Annotated in this window: 27 protein-coding genes; 12 read left to right on the top strand and 15 right to left on the bottom strand. The window is 28.2% G+C overall.

What is annotated here, in order from left to right:
• Positions 1-5: 5 nt before the first annotated feature.
• From ABVS04_RS00865 to ABVS04_RS00845, 5 genes are all read right to left on the bottom strand, one after another.
• Positions 6-308 carry a PAS domain S-box protein gene (locus ABVS04_RS00865; protein WP_368028761.1) on the bottom strand — a complete coding sequence of 101 codons (303 nt, stop codon included), beginning with the start codon at positions 306-308 and terminating at the stop codon, positions 6-8.
• Positions 309-396: 88 nt separating this feature from the next.
• On the bottom strand, positions 397-1,128 hold the full coding sequence (cobA, locus tag ABVS04_RS00860; protein ID WP_368028760.1) for a uroporphyrinogen-III C-methyltransferase: 732 nt from the start codon (positions 1,126-1,128) through the stop codon (positions 397-399).
• A 2-nt stretch (positions 1,129-1,130) separates the two neighbouring features.
• Positions 1,131-2,225, bottom strand: coding sequence for a cytochrome D1 domain-containing protein (locus ABVS04_RS00855; RefSeq protein WP_368028759.1), 1,095 nt, complete (start codon positions 2,223-2,225; stop codon positions 1,131-1,133).
• Positions 2,222-3,349, bottom strand: coding sequence for a radical SAM protein (locus ABVS04_RS00850; RefSeq protein WP_368028758.1), 1,128 nt, complete (start codon positions 3,347-3,349; stop codon positions 2,222-2,224). Before ABVS04_RS00850 ends, ABVS04_RS00855 begins: the two co-directional genes overlap by 4 nt.
• A 4-nt stretch (positions 3,350-3,353) precedes the next feature.
• The gene (locus ABVS04_RS00845; protein ID WP_368028757.1) at positions 3,354-3,680 is read right to left on the bottom strand and encodes a cytochrome c; all 327 of its coding nucleotides are present in this window, start codon (positions 3,678-3,680) and stop codon (positions 3,354-3,356) included.
• A 125-nt stretch (positions 3,681-3,805) separates the two neighbouring features.
• Between ABVS04_RS00845 and ABVS04_RS00840 the strand changes: the two genes are divergently transcribed.
• Both ABVS04_RS00840 and ABVS04_RS00835 read left to right on the top strand, forming a co-directional pair.
• Complete coding sequence (locus ABVS04_RS00840) at positions 3,806-4,426, top strand: tetratricopeptide repeat protein (protein WP_368028756.1); 621 nt, start codon at positions 3,806-3,808, stop codon at positions 4,424-4,426.
• An 8-nt stretch (positions 4,427-4,434) separates the two neighbouring features.
• Positions 4,435-4,620 carry a hypothetical protein gene (locus tag ABVS04_RS00835; protein ID WP_368028755.1) on the top strand — a complete coding sequence of 62 codons (186 nt, stop codon included), beginning with the start codon at positions 4,435-4,437 and terminating at the stop codon, positions 4,618-4,620.
• On the opposite strand, the gene ABVS04_RS00830 is transcribed toward ABVS04_RS00835, so the two are convergent.
• The 8 genes from ABVS04_RS00830 to ABVS04_RS00795 all read right to left on the bottom strand — a co-directional run bounded on the left by ABVS04_RS00830 (position 4,613) and on the right by ABVS04_RS00795 (position 11,310).
• Positions 4,613-5,032 (bottom strand): thioredoxin family protein, encoded by a 420-nt coding sequence (locus ABVS04_RS00830; RefSeq protein WP_368028754.1) that lies wholly within the window; start codon positions 5,030-5,032, stop codon positions 4,613-4,615. The genes ABVS04_RS00835 and ABVS04_RS00830 overlap by 8 nt on opposite strands.
• Positions 5,033-5,078: 46 nt before the next feature.
• A complete protein-coding gene (locus ABVS04_RS00825) occupies positions 5,079-6,797 on the bottom strand; it encodes a cytochrome D1 domain-containing protein (RefSeq protein WP_368028753.1) in 1,719 nt (572 codons plus the stop codon).
• A 123-nt stretch (positions 6,798-6,920) separates the two neighbouring features.
• Positions 6,921-7,076 (bottom strand): hypothetical protein, encoded by a 156-nt coding sequence (locus ABVS04_RS00820; RefSeq protein ID WP_368028752.1) that lies wholly within the window; start codon positions 7,074-7,076, stop codon positions 6,921-6,923.
• A 10-nt stretch (positions 7,077-7,086) separates the two neighbouring features.
• Positions 7,087-8,508: a cbb3-type cytochrome c oxidase subunit I gene (locus ABVS04_RS00815; protein WP_368028751.1), complete on the bottom strand. Its 1,422-nt coding sequence runs from the start codon at positions 8,506-8,508 to the stop codon at positions 7,087-7,089.
• On the bottom strand, positions 8,498-9,172 hold the full coding sequence (locus tag ABVS04_RS00810) for a cytochrome c (RefSeq protein ID WP_368028750.1): 675 nt from the start codon (positions 9,170-9,172) through the stop codon (positions 8,498-8,500). Before ABVS04_RS00810 ends, ABVS04_RS00815 begins: the two co-directional genes overlap by 11 nt.
• A gap of 16 nt (positions 9,173-9,188) precedes the next feature.
• Entirely contained in the window at positions 9,189-9,515 is a 327-nt protein-coding gene (locus ABVS04_RS00805) for a hypothetical protein (protein ID WP_368028749.1), read from the bottom strand.
• A 137-nt stretch (positions 9,516-9,652) separates the two neighbouring features.
• Positions 9,653-10,648, bottom strand: coding sequence for a type IV pili methyl-accepting chemotaxis transducer N-terminal domain-containing protein (locus ABVS04_RS00800; protein ID WP_368028748.1), 996 nt, complete (start codon positions 10,646-10,648; stop codon positions 9,653-9,655).
• Positions 10,645-11,310 carry a Crp/Fnr family transcriptional regulator gene (locus ABVS04_RS00795; RefSeq protein ID WP_368028747.1) on the bottom strand — a complete coding sequence of 222 codons (666 nt, stop codon included), beginning with the start codon at positions 11,308-11,310 and terminating at the stop codon, positions 10,645-10,647. The genes ABVS04_RS00800 and ABVS04_RS00795 overlap by 4 nt, the downstream gene beginning before the upstream one ends.
• Positions 11,311-11,395: 85 nt before the next feature.
• Between ABVS04_RS00795 and ABVS04_RS00790 the strand changes: the two genes are divergently transcribed.
• The 10 genes from ABVS04_RS00790 to ABVS04_RS00745 all read left to right on the top strand — a co-directional run bounded on the left by ABVS04_RS00790 (position 11,396) and on the right by ABVS04_RS00745 (position 18,899).
• A complete protein-coding gene (locus ABVS04_RS00790; protein ID WP_368028746.1) occupies positions 11,396-12,313 on the top strand; it encodes a glycosyl transferase in 918 nt (305 codons plus the stop codon).
• Positions 12,314-12,372: 59 nt separating this feature from the next.
• The gene (gene moaA, locus ABVS04_RS00785) at positions 12,373-13,344 is read left to right on the top strand and encodes a GTP 3',8-cyclase MoaA (RefSeq protein ID WP_368028745.1); all 972 of its coding nucleotides are present in this window, start codon (positions 12,373-12,375) and stop codon (positions 13,342-13,344) included.
• Between the two features lie 127 nt (positions 13,345-13,471).
• Positions 13,472-14,467: a sodium-dependent bicarbonate transport family permease gene (locus ABVS04_RS00780; protein WP_368028744.1), complete on the top strand. Its 996-nt coding sequence runs from the start codon at positions 13,472-13,474 to the stop codon at positions 14,465-14,467.
• Position 14,468: 1 nt separating this feature from the next.
• Positions 14,469-14,759: a hypothetical protein gene (locus tag ABVS04_RS00775; protein WP_368028743.1), complete on the top strand. Its 291-nt coding sequence runs from the start codon at positions 14,469-14,471 to the stop codon at positions 14,757-14,759.
• Between the two features lie 35 nt (positions 14,760-14,794).
• On the top strand, positions 14,795-15,949 hold the full coding sequence (locus tag ABVS04_RS00770; protein ID WP_368028742.1) for a 5-(carboxyamino)imidazole ribonucleotide synthase: 1,155 nt from the start codon (positions 14,795-14,797) through the stop codon (positions 15,947-15,949).
• The gene (gene purE / locus ABVS04_RS00765) at positions 15,946-16,470 is read left to right on the top strand and encodes a 5-(carboxyamino)imidazole ribonucleotide mutase (protein WP_368028741.1); all 525 of its coding nucleotides are present in this window, start codon (positions 15,946-15,948) and stop codon (positions 16,468-16,470) included. The genes ABVS04_RS00770 and purE overlap by 4 nt, the downstream gene beginning before the upstream one ends.
• Positions 16,471-16,565: 95 nt before the next feature.
• Positions 16,566-16,838 (top strand): 30S ribosomal protein S15, encoded by a 273-nt coding sequence (gene rpsO, locus ABVS04_RS00760; protein ID WP_368028740.1) that lies wholly within the window; start codon positions 16,566-16,568, stop codon positions 16,836-16,838.
• A gap of 142 nt (positions 16,839-16,980) precedes the next feature.
• Complete coding sequence (locus ABVS04_RS00755) at positions 16,981-17,379, top strand: Rrf2 family transcriptional regulator (RefSeq protein ID WP_368028739.1); 399 nt, start codon at positions 16,981-16,983, stop codon at positions 17,377-17,379.
• On the top strand, positions 17,379-18,425 hold the full coding sequence (locus tag ABVS04_RS00750; RefSeq protein ID WP_368028738.1) for a DHH family phosphoesterase: 1,047 nt from the start codon (positions 17,379-17,381) through the stop codon (positions 18,423-18,425). The genes ABVS04_RS00755 and ABVS04_RS00750 overlap by 1 nt, the downstream gene beginning before the upstream one ends.
• A 45-nt stretch (positions 18,426-18,470) precedes the next feature.
• Positions 18,471-18,899, top strand: coding sequence for a CoA-binding protein (locus tag ABVS04_RS00745; protein WP_368028737.1), 429 nt, complete (start codon positions 18,471-18,473; stop codon positions 18,897-18,899).
• On the opposite strand, the gene ABVS04_RS00740 is transcribed toward ABVS04_RS00745, so the two are convergent.
• Together ABVS04_RS00740 and hsrA are read right to left on the bottom strand one after the other, a co-directional pair.
• A complete protein-coding gene (locus ABVS04_RS00740; RefSeq protein WP_368028736.1) occupies positions 18,896-20,176 on the bottom strand; it encodes a sensor histidine kinase in 1,281 nt (426 codons plus the stop codon). The two genes, ABVS04_RS00745 and ABVS04_RS00740, sit on opposite strands and share 4 nt — an antisense overlap.
• A 22-nt stretch (positions 20,177-20,198) precedes the next feature.
• Positions 20,199-20,891 carry a homeostatic response regulator transcription factor HsrA gene (hsrA, locus tag ABVS04_RS00735; RefSeq protein WP_368028735.1) on the bottom strand — a complete coding sequence of 231 codons (693 nt, stop codon included), beginning with the start codon at positions 20,889-20,891 and terminating at the stop codon, positions 20,199-20,201.
• Between the last annotated feature and the right edge of the window lie 204 nt (positions 20,892-21,095).

Below are 21,095 nucleotides of genomic sequence, written 5' to 3'. Positions count from 1 at the left end.
AATTATTATTGGGTATCTTGTTCCATCTTTTTTGATATATTCTTTTTATTTGGACCAAATTTTCCAGTAGCTTCTAAATCTTTTATTTGTTGTTTTTCTAATTGATCATATTCTTTTGGAGTAACATCATAAAAACTAAGAGATAAAAATTCTTCTTTTGTGTATTTTACAGAGTTTAATAAAGATTGATTAACTTCTAGAAACTTACCAGTTTCATAATCTATCATAGCCATTCCTAATGGAGATAACTCAAATAGTATCCTAAATTTTTCATCTGAAAGTTCTAAGTTTGATGGGTTTTCAATCACTATTATTTATCCTTTATAAAATATAAATCTTATTATATATATTACTATGATATTCATAAAAATCATATCTTATTAGGATATCTAATTGTCATTTAAACCATTTAATTTTATCTCTTAAAGTTACTACTTCTCCCACAACTATGATTGCAGGTGTTGGCATGTTTTTTGAAAGTTCAACGATAGTTTCAAGGGTTCCTACCATAACTTCTTGCTCAGGAGTACTTCCCTTTGAAATTACAGCACATGGATAATCTCTTCTTTTTCCTAGGTTCATTAGTTTTCTAGTAATTAGTTTAATATTATGAAATCCCATTAAAAATACAATTGTTTCATCATTTAAAAAAGTTTGCCACTCTATTTGAGAGATTCTTTTATTTGGTGTTTCATGACCAGTTACAACTCTAAAAGAAGTAGTAATTCCTCTATGAGTTACAGGAATTCCTGCATATGCGGGAACTGAAACAGATGAGCTAATTCCTGGGATTATTTCAAATTTAATATCTCTATCAAATAAATAAATAGCTTCTTCTCCTCCTCGACCAAATACGAAAGGATCTCCACCTTTTAGTCTTACAACATTTTCATATTTTAATGCTGCTTGATAAATGATTTCATTTATTTCATCTTGGGGTACAGAGTGTTTACCATCTTGTTTTCCCACATAAATCATTTCACAGTTTTCTTTTGCCATATCTAAAATTTCAGGATTAGCTAACCTATCATATATAATAACATCTGCTTCTTTTACAACTCGAGCTGCTTTTAATGTCATTAATTCGATATCTCCAGGACCAGCTCCTGTTAAATATACTTTTGCCATAATTATTTTCCATCCTCATATAAAAATATTCCTGAAGGTTTTTTTACATTAAATATCTCTCTATTTAAAAACCATTCTTCTGTGTGTATAACTGCTATTTTATTTGTATCATTTACAGAAACATAAAGCTGAGGTGTTGTTTCAGACCATCTTACATGTAATACTTTTCCATCAAAGTTAAATGTATGTATAATCTCTAAAGTTTGTGTATCTACAATTTGAATAGTGGGAAAATCTTTCCCTGAATAAGTAACTGCTAAATATTTTTTATCAGGACTTAAACTTGTAAATACTGGAAGACCTTGAGTTTTTATATTTTTTATAAATTTAAAATCATTATCATAAACTAAAACTTTATTATCTCCAACTGCTGGAACAAAAACTTTATCTCCACCAATTGACCAAAATCCAAAATGTGGAACTTTTAAAACCATCTGTCTATTTTCATCTAAGAAAACATCAACTTTTTTGTATTCCATTGTATTTAAATCAACAACTCCAAAGTGTTTTGAAGTAAAAAATCCAACTATATATTTTTCATCTTTTATCATTGCATCAAAAGGAAGCTCACCTACATCTTTAAATTCTTTATGTAATTTAAAGCTTGGTTTTCCTTTTCCTGCACTCATATCTTTGTAAACGGAGATTATATCATTATCCATCTGTGAAAATATAAGGTAATCTGTATATATTTTAATCCCTACATTTTTTGAACCGGTTTCAATTTTTTCAATAGGATTTAAATCTCTATCTAAAATATCTACACTTTTATCATCATAATTTGCAACAGCTACATAATTCGTTCCAATTACAAAGCCAATTGCTGATTTTGAAGTTTTGTATTCTGCTAATATTTTTTCAGATTCAGGGTCAAATTTTACAACATATCCATCTCTTGAAATTACATAACCATCTTTTCCATCAAATTTTACTACACCATGGTTCATATTGTGCATACCTTCTATATTGGTTCTTTTTACACCATTATAGATAGTCGCTAATGATTCACTTTCTCTCTCTACTACAAAAAACTTCTCTTTAGCCCAAACCGAACCCATTGCAATAGATGCAATTAATAATACATTTAATAGTTTCATTTTTCTCTCCTAATTTCTTCGTGTGTTAAATAACATGATGGATCCTCTTCCCATAAATCTCCACTAATAGCAAAGGCACGTGAACGTGATCCTCCATTACAAATTTCTATATATTTACAATCTTGGCATTTTCCTTTTATTTGTCTTGGATGTTCTCTTAATTTATTTAAAATATCATTTTTAGTTGATGTCCAAATTTCATCAAAAGGAGTTTGTAAATAGTTTCCAACAACAAATGGAAAAAATGGATCTGGTTTTACATTTCCAGCCCAGTCCATATTCCCAAGTCTATGTCCTGCTGAGTTTCCTCCCCATGCTTTTAGTTTTTGCTCTAAAAGTTCTACTTTTTCTGGGAATTCTTTTTTAAATCTATTTAGAAGCATAATTGCATCCATTTCCATATTTCCAGTTACTAAATCAATATTATTTCCATTTTTATAGTATTCAAAAGCTTTGTCAATTATAAATTCAACATACTGCTTTCTTTGTTCTTTTGAAATATCTATTTCAAGATTATCTTTTCCCCTTCCTGAATAAACAAGGTGAGAAATATATAGTTTATCAACATTTAACTCTTCACATAAATCAAACATTGCATAAAAGCTATCTTGTGTTTCTTTTGTGATTGTAAATCTAATACCTGCATTTCCACCATGAGCTTGTATTAGTTTAATAGCTTCAATTGATTTTTTATAAGCACCTTTTTGACCTCTAAATTGATCATGAATTTCTTCTATTCCATCTATTGAAATTCCAATATAATTAAAAGTATCAATGATTTGATCTACATTTTTAGGACTTACATATATTCCATTTGTAGATAAGTATGTCATGATATTGTGTTCTTTCATAACCCTTGCAATATCAAATATATCTTTTCTTAAAAGTGGCTCTCCACCTGAAAATATTACAAAATTAACTCCACCTGCTTTTAATTTTGAAATAGTTTGTTCTATTTGTTCAAAAGTTAAAGTATCTTTTTCATTTGCATCAGCTTTACTATAACAATGATGACAAAGAAGATTACATCTATTTGTAAAATTCCAAATCATAATTGAGCCATTTAATGTTCTTGATTTTTGATCTTCAAGAGTTGTTTTAATTAAATTTGATAATCGAAACATTCTTTTAATCCTTTTTTGATTTAAATGAGATTATAAAATCTGTAATTGCATCAAGTTGTTCTTGTGAAAGTTCATCTTTAAAGCTTGGCATTACAGATCTTTTATGTCCTAATTGTTTGTACATAGATTTAGGAGCTATTATATGCCCTTGAATTTCTGCTACTGTTCTTTGATTTGCAATTTGTTCAAAAGATGGACCAAAAGCAACAGAAGTTTGATGGTGACACCCCCAACAATATTGTTTAAATATTTTTTCTCCATCTACTTGTGAAGCAAGTAAAAAGTTGCAAAAAAATATTAGTACAAGAGGTATGATTAATTTAATACTCACTTTGTACTCCTTATTTTAAATATGAATAAATCTTAACATAAAGACAAAGCTAAACACTTGACTGCTATCAATAAAATATGAATAAAAATAGGTAAAATAAAGTATATATTTATAAAGGAAAAATGATGAAAAAATTTTTATTTTCAATGGCTTGTGTTAGCTTATTATTTGGAAATGATTATGATGTAGGTTTAGACGCTTATAAAAATAAAGAGTATAAACAAGCATATGAATATTTCTTAAAAAGTGCAAATGCAGGTAATTCACAAGCTGCACATAATTTATCAATAATGTATCATAATGGTGATGGAGTAAGTCAAAATATTGCTGAATCAATAAAATGGTTAGAAAAAGCAAGTGATGCAAAAAATCCTTATGCCATGACTCAATTAGGAAATAACTATATGAATGGCTCTGGAGTTGAAAGGGATTATAAAAAGGCCTTTGCTCTTTTTGTAGAAGCAGCACTTTTAGATAATTCTCAAGCAGCATATAACTTGGGATATATGTATACAGTTGGAATTGGGGTTAATATAAATAATAAAGAAGCAGTTTCATGGTATGAAAAAGCTGCAATTTTAGGAAATGAAGATGCTTTGATAAATTTAGGATTTATGTATATCTCGGCACAAGGTGTTCCAAAAGATATGAAAAAAGCTGCAATGTATATTAAAAAAGCAAAAGATAATGGAAATGAAAAAGCTGCTTCTTTATGGGAGCAATTTGAATTAGAAAAAGAATTATAGGAAAAAAAATGCAAATAGTAATGACTTTAGTATTTACAAGTGTTCTTTTAGTTTTTATGATTTATCCAGCAATAAAAATTGTTGGGTTTTTAGAAACAAAAATACCTATTAGTGATAAAATGTATAGTATCCTAACAGTATCTTTAACAATAGTTCTAGCTTTGATTGTTGGTGCTGGATTATATTTTATTTAGTTTTTAAATCTATTGAATATAAAATATTTATAAACTCTTCTTTTGAATTAAACTTATAAATAGGGTGAGTTAAAAATGACTCATCCTTAAATGAGACAAAAAATATACTTGGAAAATTTGTCGTATAAAATAGTTCAATTGGATATGAAGTTTTATGTTCAACAGTTATTAATACATTTATAAAATTTTTATTTAAATACTCTATATACTCTTGATTCATAAAATATTTATTTAATATTTCATTTGAATTATTATCTTTAATTGAAGCTATAAATAACATCATATTCTTTTTTTCTTTATGTGCAATCTCTAAAGCTTTATCATAAGAACCATACCATGAAATATTATTTATAATATTATTTGAAAATAGATTTGTAAAAAGTAAGATAAGAATTAAAAGTATTTTATACATGAGATAAATATCCATCTCCTAAGAGATGGATATAAAATTTTCCTAATTAAGCACCAGGAATAGTTTGTCTATGCTCTACAGAATAAGTAAATGTAGGAGTAGTTAAGTTATTAATATATTTAACAAATTTACCACTATCTGATTCATAAATACCAATTCTTCCAGTAGTCCACTCAGAAATCATAGTCCATTTTCCATGGTTAGCAGGTTCTGCGTGTAATAGTCTTGGTTGAACAGGTTCTTTTACTTTTTCACCTAATTTATCTGTATATTTGATAACTTTATCTTTTCCAATTTGTGGATCAGATTCAGGAAATGTAATTGTTTCATATTGTGTTGCATCCCAAGTTTGTAAAACTTTTTTAGTTTTAGCATCAATTAATTGACCTTCAGTTTTTCCAACTTTTACGATTTTATCAGTTTCTAAAGTTTCTTTATTAATTAAATAAACTTCATTATAAGTTTCAGGTGATCCTAAAACTGTATCAGCCCAAATATATGGTGTATGATGTGCAGTTCCTACGAATAATCCTCCTCCTGAAGTTTCAACTTTTTTAACAATTTCCCAGTTTGAATCCCAAATAACAACAGAACCTATGTTCATTGAAACAGTTGCATGCAGTTGTTTTCCCATTGTTTTATTAAACCAAGAAGAACCTTGACCTGGATGTGGTTTTGATTTTTCACCTGTATAAACTTTTGCTGCTAAATTTTTTTCTTTAAAGTCTACGATACCCATAACATCAGAACCTTGAGAAGCGATCATATAGTATCTACCAAAATCTTCACCTTCATCTTCATTTAAGAATGCATCATGAAGAATTTTACCAATATTAGGAACATCTCCAACAATTGGGAAACCTGGTTTTGAATAATCAATTAAATATACTCTACCAGCATCTTTTAATGCCATTGCAAAATAAGGACCATAAGGAGTATCAGCTAAAGATGCAACCCTTGAAGCTTCAATTTGTCCTTCTGTATTGATAACTGCTGAAGTATCATAAGCTTTTAATGGCTCTAAAGTCATAGCATCACATAAAACTGCTCCACCTGGAGTATAATTTCCTGCGATTACATATTTACCATCTGGAGAAACTGCAAGTCCTCTTGATTCAAATCCAACTTGAACAGAAGCAAGTGCTGGTTGACCAGGTGCTGCAATATCAAACATTGTTAATCTTCCAGATCTTGAAATTGAATACGCATATCTTGGATTTTTCTTATTTGTTACTGTTACGTGAACAGCAAATCCAGCTTTATGTCTTGATAATACTTTTCCTGTAGTTGAATCAATAAAGTCAACTAAAGAAGCATCTCTTTCTGTTGCAAATGTGATATCTAAAACTGATTTTGTATCAACTGCATTTGGATATTTTTTAGCTAATTCTTCTCTATCTGCTAATTTTGTCCATGTACCCTTGATTTGATCAAAGTCTAATTTATAATTTGTATTGTCTTTCCAGTCCATTAACCAGTCAACCATACCATCTGCGTCATCTTTAGAGAACATGTGATCCCATTGTGGCATTGCCGTATTTGGAATACCATTCATAATAGAATCTCTTAATACGTGTCTTTCTTTTTTCTTTAATGCATCAGGTCTTAAATCAGAACCAACTCCACCTTGGTGAATTGGACCATGACAACCTTGACACTCTTTTTCATATACATTTGCAAAATTCATTGTTGAAGATCCTGCAAATAAAGAACCTGCTGCTATTACTGAACACGCTGTTAAACTTAATACTCTACCTAATTTCATAATGTTTCCCTTACCTTTTTTAATGTAAATTCATACCTTATTACCCATAAATAGTCTTTCTTAAACACCACAGTTTAGCTATTTATTCCTACCTACCCAAATCAAGAGAAAATCTCTTGATTTTTATTTTTGTTCATCCTCTAATCTTTTTTTCTCCTGTTTATAAATCCAAAACATTGGAAGAATAATCACTGTATGAAGAAAAATCGTAAGTGTTAAAGGACCTTGATTTAATGTACCAAAAAAACTTGGTACTATATCTGTAAATGGTTCAAACATAATTTACTCCTTATCTTTCGTGTTTAGGATTTTTTGAAGTAGTTAATAAATCTTTAACCAAATATATAAATCCAACAAATGTCATGATTCCAGTTGCTAGTCTCCATCCAAGACCTTGAACAAACCATACCATATCTTGAGATACAAAGAATGCTTCCCAAGTAGCTCCCATTTGAGCACGTTCTACTAATACTTGACCATATCCAGCAACTGTTAGAGAAACAGTCATACCCATTACACCAAGTGTAATTAATGTAATTGCCATTTTAGAATCAAATGTTGCTTTCATAACTTTGATACCATTTTTACCTTGAACTCCAAGATAGAACATACCAATTAAGATAGTAGCATATGCTCCAAAGAACGCTAAGTGACCATGAGCTGATGTAAACTGCGTACCATGTGTATAAATATTTACTTGTGGTAATGTGTGGAAGAATCCCCAGATACCAGCACCTAAGAAGTTACCAAAAGCATTTGTAACAAACCAAGCAAAGGCAGGTGAATTATTCATTGTTTTCTCAGCTGTTCCATGACCTTCTTTAAGACCAGTTTCTTTTCCCCAATCATAAATAACGTGTACGAACATAGCAACTAAAGGAACAGGCTCAAGTGCTGAGAATAATGCTCCAATTTCCCACCAGTATTCAGGAGTACCAATCCAGAAATAGTGATGACCAAGACCTAATATCCCTGATCCAAATAACATTGAAACTTCAATCCATAACCACATTTCAACAACTTCTCTTCTAGCACCAATGATTTTAATTAATCCATAAGCTGCTAAACATCCAACAAATACTTCCCATGTAGCTTCAACCCATAAGTGAATTACCCACCACCACCAGTATTGATCCATAGAAATATTATCAGTAAAGAACATACCTGCTAAATATAAACCAGCAAGAGCTAAAACGTCAGCCATTAATACAGTTACAATACCTGTTTGATTTCCTTTCATTGCTGTAGCAAAAAGGTTAAATACAAAAACAAGTACTACAACAACGATACCAATATCAGCCCATCTTGGAGCTTCAATATATTCTCTACCTTCATTAATTAACCAAATAGTTGATTCACTTGCAGGTCCAACTTGAACTAAGATATATACTAAAACAACAACAGTAACAGCAGCAGTTAAAATATAAAATGCTAATTTTCCAAGTTTGATACCAACTGTTTCAATACCAGTTTCTTCTGGTAATAAATAGTAAACAGAACCAATCATTGCATAAAGCATCCAAACAACTAGCGCATTAATATGTACCATTCTTGCTACTGAAAAATCAAAGATTTCAAAAAGAAAACTTGGATATAAAAACTGAGTAGCTGCAATAAGCCCCATTACTAATTGAGCACCAAATAAAATAGCAGCAACTACAAAATAGTTAATCGCTAATTTTTGAGATTCAAATTTTAAATTATTTCCCATGAATCGCTCCTGTTACACCATCTGTTGACATTCTTCCAAAGTTTCTTGGGAAACCATTTGTATCAATTGATGACATATGTTTTAAAAATGCTACAAGACCCATAGCTTCTTTTTCTGTAATACCAAGATTTGGCATCATTCTTTCATGTGTTGGGTATTGAGATGGATTTTGTAAAAATTTAGACATAGCTTCTTCTTTTGTAGTAGAATTAGTCATACCTAAATATGATCCATTTGGTCCCCATGCTGGATCTAGCCAAGCTTTTGTTAAATCTGGAGCATAATATGCACCATTTCCAAGTAATGTATGACAATTCATACAGTTCTTTGCTTGAGATCCTAGTTTACCTAAATGAAGAAGTTCCGCAGCTTCTTCTTCGCTCCAGTCATCTCTTCCAAAGAATTTCTCTTTTTCACCAATAACTGGCACCTCATGACCTCTTTTTTCATCCATTTTATAATCAATGTTATAATTGATTACCGTAGGACCTGGTACTCTTTTTGTAACACCATTTTTAAGATCTGCATCTGTTCCCATACTAATTTGACCCATTGAGTCAAATGTTAACCAAATTAGTAATATTGAAGCAAAACCAGTTACCCACGCAGCTGATCTTCTCCAAAATGGAATACTAGTCCATACTGAAACAACTTTTTTTGACACCTGTTCCTCCTAAAATTTATTGTTCATATCTTTGTTCAGATCTAACATTCAAGTAATAATATAAGTGTGGAAGGATCAAATAACACACCATTGTTACCATTAATGCTTTAACAGTAAAATCATTACTTTGAATTTTGTCTGCAACAAAATACATACAATATGTTTGTAAAGCCCAAAAAATGTATGCGAAAGGCATATACATTTTTTTTAATCTTTCCATTTTTACTAGCGTATAAATAGCTACATAAAACAGTCCAAATAGCAAAACAAAAGATGAAGATAAAAAGATAGGTAAGAAATCGTCAAGGGCAATTTCAGGTCTTATGATTAAGATTGGTTCCATTTTTTCTCCTTTTTTTGTTCATACTAGAACTATGGAAAAATTTTAGTCTAAACCAATGGATAAAAAAATGATATATATCAATATTGAAAGAAGTATAAAAAGTATTTAGGAAGTTAATAGCTAAATAGGAAGAAATCCTATTTAGGTTTACAAGAATTAAGCAACTTATCTAACTCATTTTTTAATTCTTGTAGTTTCTTTGTAGATTTGATAAGGTCTTCTTGTGTTTGAATTACTATTCCTTCACTTTTATCAAGGTGTTTTGATATTTCTGCTGAATTAGTTAATTCATTAATAATTGCATCAAATTCATCATTTATTTCTTCAAGTTTAATAGATGCATTTTTTGATTGTTCTACTGCATTTGCAGAGTAGTTCATAGCTGAATTTATTTTATTTATAAAACAATTAATAGTATCTGTTGCATCAACTATTTCTTTTTCTGCTTCTATTTTAATTGGTTCAAGAGGTTGATTATCGGGATTTTGTGCAACTTTCTTAGAAAATTCAAAGAATTTTCTTGCATTTGCTTCCATGGCTTTTAATTGCGAGAAACTATAGATAATAAGAAAAATAATAATAAGTGCAAACAAATATTGACTATATCTCAAATAGTCTGTTTTTTCTTCTGTATAGCTAGTATACATAGATACTAAAATATCTACATCATTTAAAAGTGTATTATTTGTATTATAAATTGAATGAACAATAGTTTCTAAAAGATGCTCATTAGTTAAATCTCTTTTTACTACTATTTCTTTAAATTTATTTATATTTGCATAAAAATTATGCCATAGTATTTCAATTTTTGATATTTGCTTAGCAATTTCATCTGTTGGAGCATTAAATATACCTATTAATTTATTTCCATTTTTTAATGAATCAAGATTATAGATAAATTCAACTGTTGCAGCATCTAGTTCATTTTGTGATTCATTATTGTGATATAAATAAAATATATTTTTAGCTATTTTTTGTGTTAGCATTCTTTGCTTTCCTGCAATATTTATAACTAAAGCATCTTTTTTATTTTTTTCATTTAAATAAATGGTTGAAACAATAATACTAATCATTAAAATAATAAAAAATATACCTATTAATTTAATTTTGCTACTTATTGTATTTTCTTTCATATTCCAACTCCTTTAAAAATTGAAATCAATGCATCTTTATTAATAATAGTTATTTTTCCATTATCTACTATTATTACACCATTTCTTGTCAATCTTTTTAAAACTCTAGATAGAGTTTCTGGTTGAATATGAAGCATAAATGATACCTCTTGTCTTTTTAATTTATTAAACATTTCTAAATCTTGATTTAGCATAAAAGCAACTTTTGCAGTTGCATCGAAAACTAATTCTCTATTTACAATACATTGTAATTGATGAGTTTTTTCTAGAAGTATTTCTAATAATTCTATATTTAGAATATTTTTTGATAAAAAATATTCTTTAAATTTACTAAAATTTATTGATAAAATTGTTGAATCTTCAATAAATTCTGCATTTGAAAAACAGTATATATCATTTTGTTTTATAGATGTTAATTCACTAATCATAGAGTTTTTATAAATATGATATAAAAAAATTTCATTATTAAATTTATCAACTTTATATATTTTTATAAGACCTTCAACTAAAAACAAAAGATTGTTATTTGAATCACTTTCATAATATAAAATAGAATTACTTGTATAAGTAGATGTAGTAGAAATAGAGGCTATTAAATCAACTTGTTCATCATCTAAATTATTAAAAAAACTTATTTTTCTAATGGTTTCTTGAATAGACACGGCTTACCTTGGTAATTGTTTTATTTAAGCTATTGTATATTATGCTTGTGAAAATATAAATTAAACGATAAAAATAAGGTAAAAAATGAGCTTCAAAAAATATATAAAAGCAGTTGGAACAGGACCAAAAGGTAATAGAGAATTAACAGAATTTGAGGTAATAGATGCAATTGAATCAATTTTAGAAAATAAAGTTACACAGGCTCAAATTGGAGCATTTTTAATTGGATGGAGAACTAAACTTGAAACAGATGGCGAATTAACAGCAGCTGTTAAAGCTTTGAAAAAATATATGAAATTTTCAAAAGTAGAGAATTCTTTGGAACTTGGATACTCTTTTGATGGAAGAGTAAATAATCCATTTTTATTTCCTCTTTATGAAAATATTTTAAAAGAATTTCATGAAAAAAATAAAGATATTACACCTTTAAATCTTGTAATTTCTGGAGATTTAGTTCAACCTGCAAAAAATGGATTAACAACAAAAGAGATTTTTGATTCACTTGATGCGGGTCAATATGTACACTATTTTGATAGGGTAGAATACCTAAAAGAGTTAAGTATATTGACACCCTTAAGACATGAATTAGGATTGAGAACAGTTTTTAATACAGTTGAAAAACTTTTAAATCCAGGTTTAAGTGAATATGGTGTTACAACAGCTTTTCATAAACCTTATGTAAAAAAATATTTAGCAATGTTTAAAGAATATTATAAAGAGGTTTTAGTTGTAAAAGCAGCAGAGGGAAGTCCTGAAGTATTTGGAAATGGTAAATATTGGAAAGAAGTTAATGGAGAAATTTCTGAAGTTTCATTTTCATTGGATGATTTTGGTATAATTTATGATAAAGCTTATGAAAATATCTCTTTAGAAGAGGCTTTAGAAATAATTAAAAATCCATCTGATGAGATTTTAAAACTTGCGAAATTTAATATTGCATTATATTTAGTATTTGCTAATAGAGTAGATTCTTTAGAAGATGCATGGAAAAGGTTAAATTAATTTTACCTTTTTAAGTTAGGTTATACTATTCTAACAGCTACAAAAAATAGGAATAAGATATGTTAATAGATGGATTTGGAAGAAAACACGATTATTTAAGAGTTTCTGTTACAGAAAGATGTAATTTTAGATGTCAATATTGTATGCCGGAAAAACCTTTTTCATGGGTACCAAAAGAGAATTTACTATCTTATGAAGACTTATTTAAATTTATAAGTGCTTCAATAGATGAGGGTATAAAAAAAGTAAGAATTACAGGTGGAGAACCTCTTTTAAGAGAAGGTTTAGATGTATTTATAAAAATGATTTTTGATTATAAAAATGATATAGATTTAGCACTTACTACCAATGGATTTTTATTACCAAAAGTAGCTCAAGAACTAAAAAATGCAGGACTTAAAAGAATTAATATTTCACTTGATTCTATGAATCCTGCAACTGCTGCAAAAATTGCACAAAAAGATGTTTTAGGAACAGTTCTTGCAGGGATTCAAGCAGCAGATGATGCAGGTCTTAAAATCAAAATAAACTGTGTTCCAATAAAAGGAATAAATGATATTGATGTAATTGATGTTTTAGATTTCTGTAAAGAAAAAGGTTATGTAATTAGATTTATTGAATTTATGGAAAATCATCATGCAAAAGATGGTGCAAAAGGATTAAATTCAGATGAGATAAAAGCCTTAGTTTCTAAAAAATATCCAAATTTTAAAGCAGTACCAAGAGATAATAGTTCACCTGCTCAGTATTATGAACTTGAAGATGGTTATCAATTTGGAATAATAGAACCACACAAAGATGATTTTTGTGCTGCATGTAATAGAATAAGACTAACAGCAGAAGGGTTTTTAATACCTTGTTTATATTTTGAAGATGCAATGAGTATTAAAGATGCAATTCAAAAAAATAATGTTGATGAAGCAGTTGCAATTTTAAAAAAAGTATTAGCTGGAAAACCAGAAAAAAACAAATGGTCTGTAAAAGATGACAATGAAGTTTCATCAAGAGCATTTTATCAAACAGGAGGTTGAGCCTCCTTCTTGTCGGTCTTAGCTAAAAGATTAATAAACAATTAACTTTCTATTAGATAGCATTCGCAAATTATAATATAAGACTTTTAACTTAATATAATTTAATTTTTTATTAGGAGTTATTGTTATGAGCATTGATTTAATAATGCAAAATATTCTTAATCCGCCAATTTTATTCTTTTTTTTAGGAATGTTGGCTGTTTTTTTAAAATCTGATTTATCCATTCCTCAACCCCTACCTAAGTTTTTTTCACTTTATCTTTTAATTGCAATAGGATTACATGGAGGATATGAATTATCAAAAAGTGGTTTAACACTTGATGTTATGAAAGCTTTATTATTAGCTGTTTTTATGGCTATTTTGGTACCTATTTATAGTTTTTTTATTTTAAAAATAAAACTCGATGTACATAATGCTATTGCAGTTGCTGCAACTTATGGATCAATTAGTGCTGTTACTTTTATAACAGGAATAACTTATTTACAATCTTTAGGTGTTGAATATGGAGGATATATGGTAGCAGCTATGACACTTATGGAGTCACCTGCAATTATCATAGCTTTAGTATTTGTTGCAATTTTTTCTAAAAAAGAAAGTGTTGCTAATAATGGTAAAAATGAATCATCTCATACATCTTGGAAAGAGATACTAAGAGAAGCTTTTTTAAATCCATCTGTATTTTTACTAATGGGAGCTTTATTAATAGGAATTTTAACTGGAGATAAAGGCTGGACTTCTATGGAGCCTTTATTTGGAGCTTTATTTAAAGGTATGCTGGCATTTTTCTTACTTGATATGGGATTAGTTGCTGCAAAAAGAATATATGAACTTAAAAAATTAGGTTCATTTCTAATATTTTTTGCAATATTAATGCCTATTTTTAATGCAAGTATAGCAATGGCTTTAGCTTATTTCTTTGGTTTATCAAAAGGCGATGCATTTTTACTAGCACTTTTGAGTGGAAGTGCTTCATATATAGCAGTTCCAGCAGCTATGAGACTTTCTGTGCCAGAAGCAAATCCAAGTATTTATTTACCTTTAAGTCTTGCTATTACCTTCCCATTTAATATATCATTGGGAATACCATTGTACTATTTTGCAATTAATAACTTATGGAGTTAATATGAAAAAAATGAAAAAAATAGAGATTATTCTTGAATCAGTTTATCTTAATAGATTAATTGAGTTATTTGATATAAAAGAAATCTCAGGTTATACAATAATAAGAGATGTAGAAGGAAAAGGAATAACAGGTATAAAATCAGCAGATGAAATCACTGATGTTTTTACAAATAATTATGTTTTTACAGTTTGTGATGAAGATAAACTTATGAATATTGTTGAAGATATTAGAAAATTTATAAAAAGATATGGTGGAAGATGTATTGTTTCTGATGTTTCTTGGGTTTTATAATTTAATGCAAAATATTTTGAAGGAGAAATTTATATATGAATAAAACTTTTAATTATTCTACAATGAAAGTAGGAATAATAGGAGGTGGGCAACTAGGTAAGATTATGGCTCAAAAAGCCAAAAAAATGGGATTCCATGTAACTATACTAGATCCTACTCCTAATTGTCCTGCTGCACAAGTTTCAGATAAACAAATAATTGGTGGTTTTCATGATGCCCAAAAATTAGCACAATTAGTAAAAGAAAATGATGTTACAACATTTGAATTAGAGCATGTAGACACAAGTATTTTAAAAAAAATGTTTGACGAAGGAAATAATATCTTTCCTTCACCATATTTAATAGAATTAATTCAAGATAAGTATAAACAGAAAGAATTACTTGATAAAAAAGGAATTCCAGTACCAAAATATAAGAAAGTTGATACAAAATCTTGTCTTGAAAGTTTTGGATTACCAGTGATTCAAAAAGCAAGAAAAGGTGGATACGATGGTAAAGGAGTTGTTTTATTAAAAAATAAAGATGATCTAATTAATAAAGCCATTGAAGCTGAATCTTTTATAGAAGAACTTGTTGATATTGAAAAAGAAATAGCTGTTATGGTTGCTAGAAATATTGAAGGTGAAATAGTTTGTTATCCTGTTGTTGAAATGCTTTTTGATGAAAGGGTAAATATCTGTGATATTGTTATTGCACCTGCACGAATTGAAGAAAATCTTAGAAAAGAAATAGAAGATATTTCTATTAAATGTATTGAAGCATTAGATGGAGTTGGAATTTTTGGTGTTGAATTATTTTTAACAAAAGATAATAAAATTTTGGTAAATGAAATTGCACCAAGACCTCATAATTCAGGACATTATACAATTGAATCTTGCTTAACATCACAATTTGAGCAATTAATAAGAGCTGTTACAAACCTACCTTTGGGTTCAACAAAGCTTATATCTCCTTCTGCTATGGTTAATTTATTAGGAGAAGAAGGATATAAAGGTGAACCTATAATTGAAGGAATTCATGAAGTTTTAGAAATTCCTGGTTTATCATTTCACTTTTATGGTAAAAAAGAAACAACACCATTTAGAAAAATGGGACATATAACAGTATTAGATGAAAATCTTGATGATGCATTAAAAAAAGCACAAAAAGCTAAAGAAATCTTAAAAGTAAAAGGGAGTATAAAAATATGAGTAAGCCATTAGTTGGAATAATTATGGGGAGTGATTCAGACTTACCAGTTATGAGTGCAGCTGCACTTATGTGTGATGAGTTTGGTATTGATTATGAAGTAAGTGTTGTATCAGCTCATAGAACGCCAGATAGATTAGTTAAATATGCAAAAAGTGCTGAAAAAAGAGGATTAAGAGTGATTATTGCAGGAGCTGGTGGAGCAGCTCATTTACCTGGAATGGTAGCTTCTATGACAGAACTTCCTGTAATTGGAGTTCCTGTTAGGGCTTCAAATTTAGAAGGAATGGATTCTTTATTATCAATTGTTCAAATGCCAGGAGGAGTTCCTGTTGCAACGGTTGCAATAAATGGCGGGAAAAATGCTGGAATTTTAGCTGCTCAAATGATTGGAATTAAATCAAAAGAGATTAGAGCTAAGGTTAAAGAGTATAAAAAACAAATGGAAAATGAAGTTTTAGAGAAAGCTCAAAAATTAGAAGATATAAAATATAAAGAATATTTAAAAATGATGGGAAAATAGTTTATTAGTTAAAGTAAACTAAAGTATATTTTAAGTAAAATTCGCGTCCACTTTATTAAAGTGAGATAAAATAATATACCTATTAGGAGGTCAACATGGCTTTAGATCAGGAACTAAAAGCAGCTATAGTAGCAAAATATGGAAAAAAAGATGGTGATACAGGTTCATCAGAAGTGCAAATTGCATTATTAACAGAGCAAATCAAAATTTTAACAGAACACTTAAAAGTTTTCAAAAAAGACCACTCTTCAAGATTAGGTTTATTAAAAATGGTTGGTAAAAGAAAAAGATTACTAGCATATTTAAGAAGAACAAACTATACTTCATTTGTTGAATTAGTTGCTTCTTTAGGAATTAGAGCTAAATAATTCTAGTTTTTTTAGTTAAAAAAGGGTCTCAGTTTTTCTGGGACCCTTTTTTTTTGATTAAAAATTCGAATTACTTGATTATAATAACTAATCTTAATAATAGTTTATGTAGAATATAGATAAAAAATTGGAAAAATATAATATGTTATTAACAAAAAAGAGTGAATATGCTTTATTATCTTTGATTTCAATTGCTAAAAGCAGTGAACCAAAGAACGTAGATGAATTATCAAGAGAATTAAATATTTCAAAATCATTTTTAGCAAAAATCATGCAAAATTTAGCAAAACAAAATTTAGTTATATCTCACAGGGGTGTAAATGGAGGTTTTGCTTTAAATAAATCATGGGAAAATATTACTATCTTGGAAATTGTTGTTGCGGCAGAAGAAAAGACACCATCTGTTTTTGAGTGTTCCCCTTCTCCTGATAATTGTCCAAACCAAGTAGCAATGCTTTGTACTATTTGGCCTTTACTAAATAACTTACAAATGAAAATTAATGATTTTTTAGAAAAATTAACATTAAAAGATATTGCTTAATGAAATTATTTCATATCTCACATACAGATTTAGATGGCTATGGATGTCAATTAATCACAAAAGAATATTTTAAAGAAGGTTATTTTTATAATGCAAATTATGGAATAGAAGTTAAATTAACCATAAAAAAAGTATTAGAAGAAATTCTTGCTTTTAAAGAAGAAGATATTCTTTTTTTAATAAGTGACTTGAATTTGACATTTCAAGAATCAAAAGATTTGGATAGAGATATTTCAGAATTAATTGAAAGTGGATATAAAATCAAACTTCAATTACTAGATCATCATGTAAGTGGAAAAAAGAGTGCAGATGCTTATTATTGGTATTATTTAGATGATAAAAGGTGCGCTACTAAAATAGTATATGATTATCTTTTTGAAGAGTATGATGGTTTCGATTTTACAGTCTCATCATGGTTAGAACCTTTAGTAAATGCAATAAATGCTGTTGATATTTGGCTTGATTATGATATTAAAAACTTTGAATTTGGAAAAGTTGTAATGTCTATGATTTCAAAAGTTAGAGAAGTGAACAATATTTTATTTGCTGATTTAAATAGAGAATTTAGATTTTATTTATTAAGACAAGCATCAACATTTTTAGATCAAGTTGATGGACATATAAAACTTGATAATGAAGTTCATTTCTTAAAAAAAGAATTTCTAAAATTAGATCATAAAGATGATACCTTAGATAATTTATCAGCTGCTTATTTGGTAAAATCTTTAATTGATGTAAAAGATGATTTAACAGTAGTTTTTAATGGTCATAAAGGACTTTTAACATATTGTTTAGGTTCTATATCAATTCCTGCAAATGCCTTCTTAAAAGCAAATCCTGATTATGATTTTTTTATAGATGTAAATAAAAAAGGAAATGCTTCTTTTAGAGCAGATGGAAAAGTAGATGTTTCACTAATGGCTGCAAAAATTGCAGGTGGGGGTGGACATGTGAATGCAAGTGGTGGAAGATTTGAAGACTTTAAAGAAAGTATCAATTATCAAGATGTAAAAACTTATATACAAAATAAATTAGATAAAATTTAATTTATTTTAAATATACTTACTCAATTAATTTATAAAGGATTAAAAATGGATTGTGAATTTCCAACAGTAAACTCAAAAAGTGAAGAGATAATAGAAATTTTTAAAAATACAAAAACAATAGCAATAGCAGGTCTTTCTCCTGATACTTCAAAAGCTTCAAATATGGTGGCCGCTTATTTACAAAATGCTGGATTTAAAATAGTTCCTATTTATCCAAAAGAAGATACGATTTTAGGAGAAAAAGTTTATAGAACTATTTCAGAAGTTCCATTTAAAATTGATATGGTTGATATTTTTAGAAAACCAGATGCAATTGCTGCTATTGTAGATGAAGTAATAGCAAGGGGTGATGTAGATACTGTGTGGACTCAATTAGGATTAGTAAACAATGAAGCAGCACAAAAAGCTAAAGAAGCTGGAATGAAAGTAGTACAAAATAAATGTACTAAGATAGAACATAGGAATTTATTCTAATCTATACTTTTTGATGTATTGTTAAGTACAAGCTTAGCAATGCATCCAGTTTTCCCATCATCTCTATTTTTAAGTGTTATTTTTGCTCGAAGTGCATCTGCAGCGTTTTTTGCAAGAAATAATCCAAGACCAACTCCACTTTGATTTCCTATTCTTTTAAAAGGTGCAAATAAATCTACATTTTCATTTATTCCTATTCCTTCATCAGTTACAGTTATGATAATTTCATCTTTTGTTTTTTTTAGTCTAATTGCAATTGATTTTTCATTTGGAGTAAATTTAATTGCATTTTGCACAAAATTTTGTAAGATTTGGTTAAATAATGTGATTTGAATAGATGTATTTAGATGATTAACATTTGAAAAAAATGTTATGATAATATTTTTTTGAGCACTTAACATTCGATAATCATTTGCTTTTTTCTTTATATATTCAACTAAATCTAGTTCAATGTTTTGTTCAAATTGAGCACCTTCTGTTCTTCCTATATCTAAAATAGAAGATATCATTATATTCATATCATCAATTGATTTAATAGTAAGTTTAAGAGTTTCCTCATATTGCTCTATTTCTCTTTTTTTCTTTAGTGTAACTTCATTTTTTAGTTTCATAACAGCAAGTGGAGTTTTAAGTTCATGTGCTGCTCCTATAAAAAGTTCTTTTTTAAACTTAACATAGGTTTCAATTCTATTTGTTAAAGAGTTAATAGAATTAGCAAGTGAATGAAACTCTACAGGTAAATCTTTTTTATCAATTTGTGTTAAAGAATTTTCATCCATATTTGAAAGTTTTTTATTTATTTGAATAATTGGTTTTAATAATGACTTTGAAACAGCTACTGCATATAAAAGCATTAAAAGAAATCCAGGAATTGCAAGTATAAAAAGATTTTTAAAGATAACAGAATAAAGAAGTTCTCGCTCTAAACTAATATTTCGAATAATTTGTATAAATTGCTTATTATCTAAATCAAAAGGATAAAGTAATTTTATATAATAATTCCCACCACGTTGATAGTTTTGAAACTGAAAATTTTCTAGAATACTATTTGTTACTAAATTAATTGATAAGTTGTCATTTTGAACTGCTTCAAAGTTTTTAGTAGATTGTGATGACTGGTAAAGTTGTTTTGCATGATTTAGCATATTTTCTTGTATATCATCGTAAACAGTACTTCTTGCATATTCATAGAAAATAAATGAGAGAGTAATAATGAAAAGTGAAGTAGCTATAATCAGTTTTGTATAAAACTGTCTATATATACTTTTACTTTCCATTTTTATAAGCAGCTATTAATAATTAGCTTTTAGCTTTTGTATCTTCAACTGTATTTGGATAACAGAATCTGTATCCTCTTCTTCTAATTGTTTCAATAGTAGAAATATTTAATGGTTTATCCATTTTTTGTCTAATTTGGTTGATTGCAACTTCAATTACATTTGGAGTAACTAATTCAGGCTCTTCCCAAATTGCATCTAATAATTGTTCTTTTGAAACAATTTGATCTCTATGTCTTGCTAAGTGTGTTAATACTTCAAAAGGTTTACCTTTTAATTCAATTTCTTCACCAGCATATTCAATTTTCTCTTCATCAGGATTAATGATTAAGTCATCAATCTCAATTACATTTGTTCCACCAAATCTTAATCTTGCTTCAATTCTTGCAAGTAAGATATCAAAATCAAATGGTTTTTTAATGAAGTCATCAGCACCTGATTTAAGTGCTTCAATTTCACTTTCTTTATCATCTCTTGCAGAGATAATAACAACTGCAGTTCTTGAACTTCTGTTTTTTACTATTTTACATAATTCAATACCATCACCGTCTGGTAACATCCAGTCTGTTAAAACTAAATCATAGTTTCTAATGTCAATAAAGTATTCTGCATCTTTATAATTTTCAGCAGTATCTACTTGATATCCGAAGTCTGATAGACCTTCTTGTAGTGTTCTATTTAGTGTTATTTCATCTTCAATAATCAAAATTCTCATTAATATTCCTTAACTTTAAGTAAAGTTTAAATTTTGACGGAATTGTATCATAAAAATTGGAAAATTTAAAGTGTTTTTAAGCTAAATTTTAAAATTTATTAAATATGTTGAAAAAAATCATAAATTTATAAAAAAATTATCATTTTACTTTAATATATTATCCTTTTATTAACTATGAATGGATAGAATACGCTAAATAAAAAG

The organism is Arcobacter sp. s6 (assembly GCF_040884245.1).
Lineage (GTDB): Bacteria > Campylobacterota > Campylobacteria > Campylobacterales > Arcobacteraceae > Aliarcobacter.
Note: the sequence above shows the minus strand (reverse complement) of the source record. Positions and strands in the feature narration are given on the sequence as shown.

Excerpts from the sequence above, each read along its gene's own strand:
- cobA (WP_368028760.1), bottom strand. The coding sequence starts at position 1,128 with ATGGCAAAAGTATATTTAACAGGAGCTGGTCCTGGAGATATCGAATTA.
- ABVS04_RS00855 (WP_368028759.1), bottom strand. The coding sequence starts at position 2,225 with ATGAAACTATTAAATGTATTATTAATTGCATCTATTGCAATGGGTTCG.
- ABVS04_RS00850 (WP_368028758.1), bottom strand. The coding sequence starts at position 3,349 with ATGTTTCGATTATCAAATTTAATTAAAACAACTCTTGAAGATCAAAAA.
- ABVS04_RS00840 (WP_368028756.1), top strand. The coding sequence starts at position 3,806 with ATGAAAAAATTTTTATTTTCAATGGCTTGTGTTAGCTTATTATTTGGA.
- ABVS04_RS00835 (WP_368028755.1), top strand. The coding sequence starts at position 4,435 with ATGCAAATAGTAATGACTTTAGTATTTACAAGTGTTCTTTTAGTTTTT.
- ABVS04_RS00830 (WP_368028754.1), bottom strand. The coding sequence starts at position 5,032 with ATGTATAAAATACTTTTAATTCTTATCTTACTTTTTACAAATCTATTT.
- ABVS04_RS00825 (WP_368028753.1), bottom strand. The coding sequence starts at position 6,797 with ATGAAATTAGGTAGAGTATTAAGTTTAACAGCGTGTTCAGTAATAGCA.
- ABVS04_RS00820 (WP_368028752.1), bottom strand. The coding sequence starts at position 7,076 with ATGTTTGAACCATTTACAGATATAGTACCAAGTTTTTTTGGTACATTA.
- ABVS04_RS00815 (WP_368028751.1), bottom strand. The coding sequence starts at position 8,508 with ATGGGAAATAATTTAAAATTTGAATCTCAAAAATTAGCGATTAACTAT.
- ABVS04_RS00805 (WP_368028749.1), bottom strand. The coding sequence starts at position 9,515 with ATGGAACCAATCTTAATCATAAGACCTGAAATTGCCCTTGACGATTTC.
- ABVS04_RS00800 (WP_368028748.1), bottom strand. The coding sequence starts at position 10,648 with ATGAAAGAAAATACAATAAGTAGCAAAATTAAATTAATAGGTATATTT.
- ABVS04_RS00790 (WP_368028746.1), top strand. The coding sequence starts at position 11,396 with ATGAGCTTCAAAAAATATATAAAAGCAGTTGGAACAGGACCAAAAGGT.
- moaA (WP_368028745.1), top strand. The coding sequence starts at position 12,373 with ATGTTAATAGATGGATTTGGAAGAAAACACGATTATTTAAGAGTTTCT.
- ABVS04_RS00780 (WP_368028744.1), top strand. The coding sequence starts at position 13,472 with ATGAGCATTGATTTAATAATGCAAAATATTCTTAATCCGCCAATTTTA.
- ABVS04_RS00775 (WP_368028743.1), top strand. The coding sequence starts at position 14,469 with ATGAAAAAAATGAAAAAAATAGAGATTATTCTTGAATCAGTTTATCTT.
- ABVS04_RS00770 (WP_368028742.1), top strand. The coding sequence starts at position 14,795 with ATGAATAAAACTTTTAATTATTCTACAATGAAAGTAGGAATAATAGGA.
- purE (WP_368028741.1), top strand. The coding sequence starts at position 15,946 with ATGAGTAAGCCATTAGTTGGAATAATTATGGGGAGTGATTCAGACTTA.
- rpsO (WP_368028740.1), top strand. The coding sequence starts at position 16,566 with ATGGCTTTAGATCAGGAACTAAAAGCAGCTATAGTAGCAAAATATGGA.
- ABVS04_RS00755 (WP_368028739.1), top strand. The coding sequence starts at position 16,981 with ATGTTATTAACAAAAAAGAGTGAATATGCTTTATTATCTTTGATTTCA.
- ABVS04_RS00750 (WP_368028738.1), top strand. The coding sequence starts at position 17,379 with ATGAAATTATTTCATATCTCACATACAGATTTAGATGGCTATGGATGT.
- ABVS04_RS00745 (WP_368028737.1), top strand. The coding sequence starts at position 18,471 with ATGGATTGTGAATTTCCAACAGTAAACTCAAAAAGTGAAGAGATAATA.
- ABVS04_RS00740 (WP_368028736.1), bottom strand. The coding sequence starts at position 20,176 with ATGGAAAGTAAAAGTATATATAGACAGTTTTATACAAAACTGATTATA.
- hsrA (WP_368028735.1), bottom strand. The coding sequence starts at position 20,891 with ATGAGAATTTTGATTATTGAAGATGAAATAACACTAAATAGAACACTA.